We start from the raw sequence: 425 nt of genomic DNA, 5'->3' as shown, positions 1-425 counted from the left end.
AGGGGGAGAGGAGAGGGGGAGAAGAGAAAGAGAAAAGAGAAAGAAAAGAAAAAGAAAGAAGAGAAAGAGGAAGGGGAAGAGAAGAAAAAAGAAGAAAAAAAGAAAAGAAAAGAGAGAAAAGAGGAGAAGGAGAAGAGGGGGGGAAAAGAGAAAAAAAAAGAAAAAAGAGGGAGAAAAAAAGAGGAAAAAGGGAAAGAGAAAAGAAGAGAGAAAGAGGGGAAAAGAGAAGAAGGAAGAAGGAAGGAAGAAGGAAGAAGGAGGAGAGAAGAGAGGAAGAAAAAAAAAAGGAAGGGGGAGGAAAAAAAAGGAAAGGAGGAAGGGGAAAAGGAGGAGGAAAAAAAAGAGGGAAGAAGGAAAAAAAAAAAGAAAGAGGGGAAGAAAAAAAAAAGAAAAAAAAGAGGAAAGGGAGAAGGGAGAGGAAGGGA

General features: G+C 38.8%; 1 protein-coding gene. It reads left to right on the top strand.

The features are described from left to right. A partial coding sequence (locus KH400_RS29745; protein WP_217228079.1) for a hypothetical protein occupies positions 1 to 425 on the top strand: 425 nt, incomplete at both ends.

This window comes from Desertibacillus haloalkaliphilus (genome assembly GCF_019039105.1).
Classification (GTDB): Bacteria; Bacillota; Bacilli; order Bacillales; family KJ1-10-99; genus Desertibacillus; species Desertibacillus haloalkaliphilus.
The sequence above is the reverse complement of the archived record's forward strand: the minus strand, read 5'-3'. Positions and strand labels throughout refer to the sequence as shown.